This window comes from Inquilinus sp. (genome assembly GCF_057815775.1).
Genome location: NZ_JBYRFX010000910.1, coordinates 1 through 7,156, shown reverse-complemented (window position 1 = coordinate 7,156; position 7,156 = coordinate 1). Strand labels below are relative to the sequence as shown.

General features: G+C 67.4%; 7 protein-coding genes. 3 read left to right on the top strand and 4 right to left on the bottom strand.

The window, feature by feature from the left end; genetic code table 11:
- The 3 genes from AC3XYG_RS32560 to AC3XYG_RS32550 all read left to right on the top strand — a co-directional run.
- On the top strand, positions 1 to 1,101 hold a 1,101-nt coding region (locus AC3XYG_RS32560), incomplete at its 5' end, for a Bug family tripartite tricarboxylate transporter substrate binding protein (protein ID WP_489144040.1).
- Positions 1,102 to 1,155: 54 nt separating this feature from the next.
- Positions 1,156 to 2,325, top strand: a complete 1,170-nt coding sequence (locus AC3XYG_RS32555) for a hypothetical protein (protein ID WP_489144039.1) — start codon at positions 1,156 to 1,158, stop codon at positions 2,323 to 2,325.
- Positions 2,326 to 3,597, top strand: a complete 1,272-nt coding sequence (locus AC3XYG_RS32550; protein WP_489144038.1) for an Hsp70 family protein — start codon at positions 2,326 to 2,328, stop codon at positions 3,595 to 3,597.
- Between the two features lie 444 nt (positions 3,598 to 4,041).
- Here AC3XYG_RS32550 and AC3XYG_RS32545 read toward each other — a convergent pair whose 3' ends face one another.
- From AC3XYG_RS32545 to AC3XYG_RS32530, 4 genes are all read right to left on the bottom strand, one after another.
- The gene (locus tag AC3XYG_RS32545; RefSeq protein ID WP_489144037.1) at positions 4,042 to 4,953 is read right to left on the bottom strand and encodes a Pnap_2097 family protein; all 912 of its coding nucleotides are present in this window, start codon (positions 4,951 to 4,953) and stop codon (positions 4,042 to 4,044) included.
- Between the two features lie 5 nt (positions 4,954 to 4,958).
- A complete protein-coding gene (locus tag AC3XYG_RS32540) occupies positions 4,959 to 6,251 on the bottom strand; it encodes an MSMEG_0569 family flavin-dependent oxidoreductase (protein WP_489144036.1) in 1,293 nt (430 codons plus the stop codon).
- 15 nt (positions 6,252 to 6,266) lie between these two features.
- The gene (locus AC3XYG_RS32535; RefSeq protein ID WP_489144035.1) at positions 6,267 to 6,554 is read right to left on the bottom strand and encodes an MSMEG_0570 family nitrogen starvation response protein; all 288 of its coding nucleotides are present in this window, start codon (positions 6,552 to 6,554) and stop codon (positions 6,267 to 6,269) included.
- The coding region (locus tag AC3XYG_RS32530; protein WP_489144034.1) for a glycosyltransferase at positions 6,547 to 7,156 on the bottom strand (610 nt) is incomplete at its 5' end. The genes AC3XYG_RS32530 and AC3XYG_RS32535, both read right to left, overlap by 8 nt.

Here is a 7,156-nt window from a genome sequence, read left to right as displayed (position 1 = left end):
CATCATCTCCCGGCGCCGCCAGCGCCACGCCGTGGCAGCCGCGCCGGCTGCGAACTGAACCGCTCTGGAATGCGGGACGCAAGCAAATCCAAGGAGGAGGCCAAAATGTCGGTGACCAGCAAAATGCGTGGCAGCGTCCGGTCCGCCATCGCTGCGGTGCTGATCGTGGGTGGCGTTCCGTTCGGCGCCGTCGCTGCCGATCCATCCAACGTGCAGTTCGTCGTCGACACCGGGCCGGGTGGTGGCAGCGATCTGTTCGCTCGCGAAATCGTGAAGATCGCGCAGCAGAACAACATCATTTCGGACAATTGGCCGGTCATCTCCCAGTCGCAGGGCGGCGGCCTTGGCGCGATGGCGTTCATGAAACTGAAAGCCGGACGCGACAATTACGTCGCGGCATTCACCTCCAAATGGGTGGTCAGCAGCCTGAACGTGCCGGGCGCGAAGGCGACGCTGCAGGATCTGACGCCGATCATCCAGCTCATCGACGAGCCCCAGGTGATCGCCGTTCCTGCTTCGTCGCCATACAAGACGTTCGCGGAGTTCGTCGCCGATGCCCAGAAGAACCCGGGAAAATTTGTGCAGGTCGGCGGCGCGGTCACGTCTGTCGACTATCTCGCGGCCCTGGTCATTGAGGAAAATACCAAGACGAGCTGGAAGTATCTTTCGTTTCCCGATGGCGGCCCACGCATCACAGCCCTGCTGCGGGGTGACGCGCAGGTCATGATCGGGGCGGTGACCGATTTCTCCGAGCAGGTGGCCGCGAACAAGCTGAAGATCATCGGCGTCCTGGGAGACAAGCGAGTCCCTGTCTTCCCCGATGCGCCGACGTTGAAGGAACAGGGCGTTCCTGACGAGGGCATTCCCACCCAGCTTCAGTTCCGCGGCATCGCTGGTCCGCCGAACATGTCGCCCGAGGCCGTTGCCTACTTCCAGAAGGTCTTCGCGGACGTCACCAAGACCGATGACTGGAAGAAATACATGGAGCAGGAGGGCGACACGACGGAAGTGGCGCTCACCGACGAGGTGAAGTCGCGCATCGCCGATTTCACCGCGAAGCTGGGACCGGCGATCAAGCTGCTGAAGACGGCCAACGAGTGATGTGACTGCCGCGCTGCCTAGCGCGCTCACCTGAGAGCGCCAGGCAGCGCGGCCATGACAACGGCCGAAACCGGCCTGCCGGACGTCGATGACCGGCTGCCATATGGGATCTGGAGAGAGCGGGCGCCCACGCGGCAACCGGATGGTGATGCCGAGTGCCCATTCCACGCATTCGTCTCTGTGAAACAACGCCGCGGGACGGTGTCGTCGCGGGCGCAAACAAGGTGGTCAGGTCTGATGACTCTTTCGCTATCTCTCGCCTGTCAGGACACTGACCGGACCCGGGCCATCTTGGACGGCAGGATCGGTGTGGACGGATGCCGGCTCGACATCGTGACCGCGCCGGCCGAGGAGATCTTCCAGCGGGCCTTTCGCCATCGCGAATTCGACGTCTCCGAGCTCTCGCTGAGCAGTCACCTCATCACCACGGCGCGGGGTGAGGGCGCCTATATCGCGGTGCCCGCCTTCGTCTCGCGCGCCTTCCGGCATGCGTCGATCTATGTCAGGGCGGATCGCGGGATCGAAGTGCCTGCGGATCTGCGGGGCCGCCGGATCGGCGTGGCGGATTTCCAGCAGACCGCGGGGGTCTGGGTCCGCGGCATCCTGGCGGACGAATATGGCGTGCAGCGGCATGAGATCGAATGGGTGACCGGCGGGCTCGAGCAACCGGGCCGGTCGGTGCGCGTGCCGCTGACGCTGCCGCCGAACCTGTCGGTCACCCCGATCGGGCCGCACGATACCCTGTCGGCGCTTCTGGGCGACGGCAAGATCGACGCCATCATCGCGCCGCGGTCGCCGTCCTGCTTCGGCCGCAATCCCGATGTGCGCCGTCTTTTCCAGGATACAAGGCACGTCGAAGCCGCCTATTTCGAGAAGACCGGCTTCTTTCCGTTGATGCACACGATCGGCATCCGCCGCGAACTGGTGGAGCGGCATCCCTGGCTGCCCGTCAACATCTACAAGGCGTTTCGCCGGGCGCTCAGCCTTGCCGTCACCGAGCTGCGGGCGCTCGACACGGTGAAGGTCGCGCACCCCTGGATCGGGTATGAGGTCGAACGCATCGTCCGGCTCATGGGTGATGATTACTGGCGATATGGCATCGACAGCAATCGCAAGGAACTGGACGCCCTCATCCGTTACTCCCTTGCCGATGGATTGATCGACCGGCCATTGGATCTGCAGGAACTCTTCGCCAGCACGACCTTCCAGGAATTCAATTTCTGAATGGCGGGTTCGGCGGACATGAATTTTTGCGGCCTGGATTTCGGCACCTCGAACTCGACCCTCGGCATCTCCGACGCAGGGGGCGCAAGGCTCCTGCCGCTGGAGGGCGCGGCGACCACGCTGCCCAGCGCGATGTGGTTCGACATGGTGGGTGGCGCGCCGCTCTTCGGCCGATCGGCGATTGAATCCTATGTCGACAGGCTGGACGGCCGGCTGATGCGGTCGATCAAATCCATGCTCGGCACGTCCCTGATCGAGGAGGACACATGGATCGGCCGCGAACGCATCGGCTTCAAGCAGGTCATCGCCATGTTCCTGGCCGAGATGAAGGCGCGGGCCGAGGCGGTCTGCGGCCATGCCCTGGAGCATGTGGTGCATGGTCGGCCCGTCCATTTCGTGGATGACGACCCGGCCGGGGACCGTGCGGCCGAAGACACGCTGCGGGGGATCGCGCGGGAGGCCGGCTTCTCCGAGGTGTCCTTCGAGTACGAGCCGATCGCCGCGGCCCGAACCTATGAAGCCAGCTTGGAGCGGGAGGAGACGGCGCTGATCGTCGATATCGGCGGCGGCACCTCCGATGTCTCCATCGTGCGGCTGGGGCCTGCCCGCCGCGCCTTGTCGGATCGCTCGGGCGACATTCTCTCGAATGACGGCATCCGGCTCGGCGGCACCGATGTGGACCGGCTGTTCAGCCTGGCAACCGTGATGCCGGTCCTCGGCCTGGGCGGCAAGATGCTGCGGCCCGGCGCCGTGGTGCCGAGCCGGTATTTCCACATGCTGGCAACCTGGAGCCGGATCAACGCCCTCTACGCGCCGAAGGTCGTGGCCGAGGTGCGGGACGTGCGCCGCGAATCCCGGGAGCCGGAGAAGATCGATCGGCTCCTGCGGGTGCTGGAAGGCAATCTGGGCCACAGCCTGGCGCTCAAGGTCGAGGCGGCGAAGATCGAACTCGGCCGCCGTGATCCGACCGTGATCGATCTCCGGCTGGTCGAGCCGGAGCTTGCGGTCTGCGCCGGCCAGGCCGTTCTGGACTCTGCCATCAAGGATGCGGTGGGCCGCATCTCGGCCCTGATCCGCCGTTGCATCCAGGCGTCCGGCATCGCGCCGGATCGGCTCGATGCCGTGTTCCTGACCGGTGGTTCGGCGCAGTTGCCGACCTTCCGCGCCGCGGCCTTGGCGGAGGCGCCTGCTGCCCGGGTGGTCGAAGGCGACACCTTTGGCGCGGTCGGGGTCGGCCTGGCCATCGAGGCGCGGCGCCGCTATGGCGGCTGACGGAGCTGGCCAGGTCGTTGGCGGATCGACCCGGACTCCGCCTGAGATGGATGGAAGCACAGCAGCAGGCCGATGCCGAACCAGCGGTCGGCCAGCAGCTGCACCCACGGCGGATGGTCGCGTCAGACCGGCTTGTTAGTCCACTCCCCGAACGCTCTGCCGAAAAGCTAGGGGCTGTCTCGGACCGGCCTTTCTCATCCAAGCGAGCGACCTCGACGCGCATCGCTCGCCTCATGCAGGGAGCGCAGCGGGCATATGCCGTTCTCAGCCGGCTATACGGTCCCCAATGCGACGTCCGGTTTCGGACACTCCCGTCGATCCGGGCTGGCTAGAAACCGCTGAATCCGACCGAGGTGGCCGACGTCCGGTTCCCGGTTGCCGGCGCGGTGACCGCAAATGGCGCACCCCGGCCGCCCAGTCGGACGCCCCCTGCAGTCTCTGTCGTCATCGATCGGCAACTGTTCTCGTGGTGAACACGTCGGCGACGACCGCTCGATCGGACCCGCGCCGCAATCGGCAATGATGGATAAGGGCGCCTGCCCGCTCGCGGCGCGCCAGCAGGCAGGCCGTGACGGTCTCGCCGCGGTCCACATTGCCGTAGAAGAAAACATCACGCCGGGTTGTCGCCACAGCCCGCGCAAGGACCGGCTCGAACCGCCATTCCGCGCGGTCGACCATGGCGACAAAGCTGGCGAAGTAGAGAAACCCGGCGCCGTTGAAATCGAGGCTGGGGCAGGGGTCGAATGTCCAGGCCCCAAGCGCCGTCTGGCGGTGCAGGTCGAACCCCATGTGGCGTTTGACGCGGCCGGCCCGGAATCCCGCCGCGAGATCGGCCAGGTCGCCGGCCGGCGTGGGCCCGCCGATGGGCGGCAGCCCCTCGATCGCAACGCGCGCGACCGTGTGGTTGCCGCCATCCGGCGCGCGGCGCACGAAGGTGGAGATCATGGTGACGGTGCCGATCGCCCGGCCCTCGATCGCGAGGAGGTGCCGGCTCGCCATCTGGGTGCGTGACAGCCGCGCGAGCGACGATGTGATCCCGAGCTTGTCATTCTCGCGGGCGGCGGCTAAGTCGCCGTCCTCGATCGAAAGCGCGCAGAAGGCGGCGTAGACCGGCCGGCCCGCCTCGTCCCGGAAATCCGGAGCGGTCCTGCCGGCGCTCTCGGCCAGGAGCAGCCAATGCCGGTGCCCGAGTTCCTTGAGCAGCCAGATCTCCGACAAGCCATTGCCGCCGAGATGCGGCATGCCGAGCAGAATCCGGTCCGACCGGGTGGGCATGGCCACCACGGCCGGCGCCGACAAGGCGAGCAGGCCGGGTTCGCCGACGATGCTGCCGGCCGTGAAAGGCCAATCCATCATCTCCGTCAGCCCGCCGTGACGAGCTGGCGGACGCGGTCGGACGGAACCTCTTCCGGGGCCTTCAGCCTCTCCGCGATCCTTTCAGCGAGGTACCGCGCATCGCGCGACACGCCGGAGAAGCGGCCGGAGCCCCAGCTGTGCAGCCAGGGCAGCCCGAGGAAATAGATCCCCTCCTCGGCGGCGACGCCACGGCGATGCTTGGGGTGGCCGGCGCCGTTGAAGGCGGGGATGTCCAGCCAGGCGAAATCCGGCCGGAAGCCGATGCACCAGATGATGCTGGTGATCCCGGCCGCCTCGAGATCGAGCGTGGTGGGCTCCGCCGCAGGCTGCCAGACCGGCGTGTAGACGGAGGCCGGCGGCGCGGCGATGCCGGTCTCGGCGATGTGCCGGTCGATCGTGGCGTTGATGCCGTTGTAGACGCGGTCGGCCTCGTCGAGGGCGGCGGTCAGCGTCGGGCGGAAGGTGACGCTGCCGCCGTCGAGGCCATCGAGCAGGCCGTAAAGTTGCATGCCTTCGAGTGCGAATTTGCGCAGGTCGATGTCGCGCCCGCCATCCCGCCCGGTGACGTAGTGGTTGGTGTTGTCCCGCACGCCTTCGCGCAGCGGATGCTGGTCGACCGACATCTCGTAGTAGTTCATCTCGGCCAGCCAGGTGACGACATCCTTGCCGCGATAGAAGCGGGCGCAGCGCGGCGCGCCGCCGACGGCGAGATGAACCGGGCGCCCGGCCAGGTGCAGATCCTCGGCGATCTGGGCGCCGGACTGGCCGGAGCCGACGACCAGGACGGCGCCGTCGGGCAGGGCCTGCGGGTTCCGGTACTGCTCGGAATGCAGCTGCCGGATGTGCGGCGGCAGGCGTTCGGCCATGCGGGGGATGATCGGCACGGTGTAGCCGCCCGAGGCGACGACGACCTGGTCGGCGATATAGGCGCCGTCGGAGGTGGCGACGTCGAAGGCGCCATCCGCCCGGCGCCCGACGCGCTGTACCGAGACGCCTTCGCGCAGCGGCGCATCGACCTTCGCCCGGAAGCGGGCGAGATAGTCGATGATCTCGTCGCGCTTCATGAAGCCGTCGGGATCGGTGCCGTCATAGGGATGGCCGGGCAGGTCGCATTGCCAGTTCGGCGTGACCAGGCAGAAGGCGTCCCAGCGCTGCTCCCGCCAGACATGCATCGCGGTCTTCTTCTCGAAGACGAGATGGCCGATGCCGGCTTCGCTGAGATAGTGGCTGATCGACAGGCCGGCCTGGCCGCCGCCGATGACGGCGACCGGGATGCGGTTCGGGCTGGCGTCCGACATGGCGGATCTCCTCCTCTATTCCTGGAAGGACTCGACGCTGACGACAGCGTCGGGCTGGTCGATGAAGTGCCGGCAGGCGGCTTCGAGGCGAGTGATCTGGCCGGCGGCGCGTGGGCAGTCGAAGCCGAATTTCTGCCGCACCCGGTCACCGGCAATGGTCAGCGCCGTGCGGCTGCGGTCGAGAAAATCGGCGACCGGATAGGCTTCGCCCGGCGCGAGATGATCCTTGATGACCAGCGAGGGCGAGTAGCACGTCTCGCGCGTGCCGTCGGGCCAGCGGATGGCAAACAGCATCTCAGGCATGCTCGACCTCGCGGATCTTCTGGTAGGCGGGGAGCTGCGCCGCTGCCGTGCGGGCCCAGCTGTGGGGGGCGAGAATGGCGTCGATGCGCCGGGCCAGGTTTGTGCGGATTTGCGGCTGGACGGCCAGCGCCATGGCGTCGGCGATCGATCCCGGGCTCCGCGGATCGCACCAGACCACGTCGCCCTCGGCGAAATGCTCGGTGAAGGGCGGAATGCGCGAGGTGACGACGGGCGTGCCGCAGGCGATCGCCTCGATCGCCGCCAGGCCGAAGCCCTCCTGCACGGATGGGAAGACCAGCGCATCGGCGATGCGGTACAGCGCCGGCATGTCGTTCTGGTCGATGGGGCCGGTCAGGACCACCCGGGCGGCGACATCGCCGGACCGCTCCAGCTCCGCCCGGAATTCCGTCTGGTAGGCGCTGTGGTCGAGCAGCGAGGCCCCGCCGGCGATCACCAGCTGTGCGTCCGGGTGGAGGGCGAGGATCTGGCCGAAGGCCTTGATGACGGCCAGGTGTTCTTGCGCGGCTCGACACCGCCGACCGCTAGGAACACCGGCCCGGCGCCGAGGCGGAGGCGCTGCCTGAGGTCGCGGTCTTCGCGGC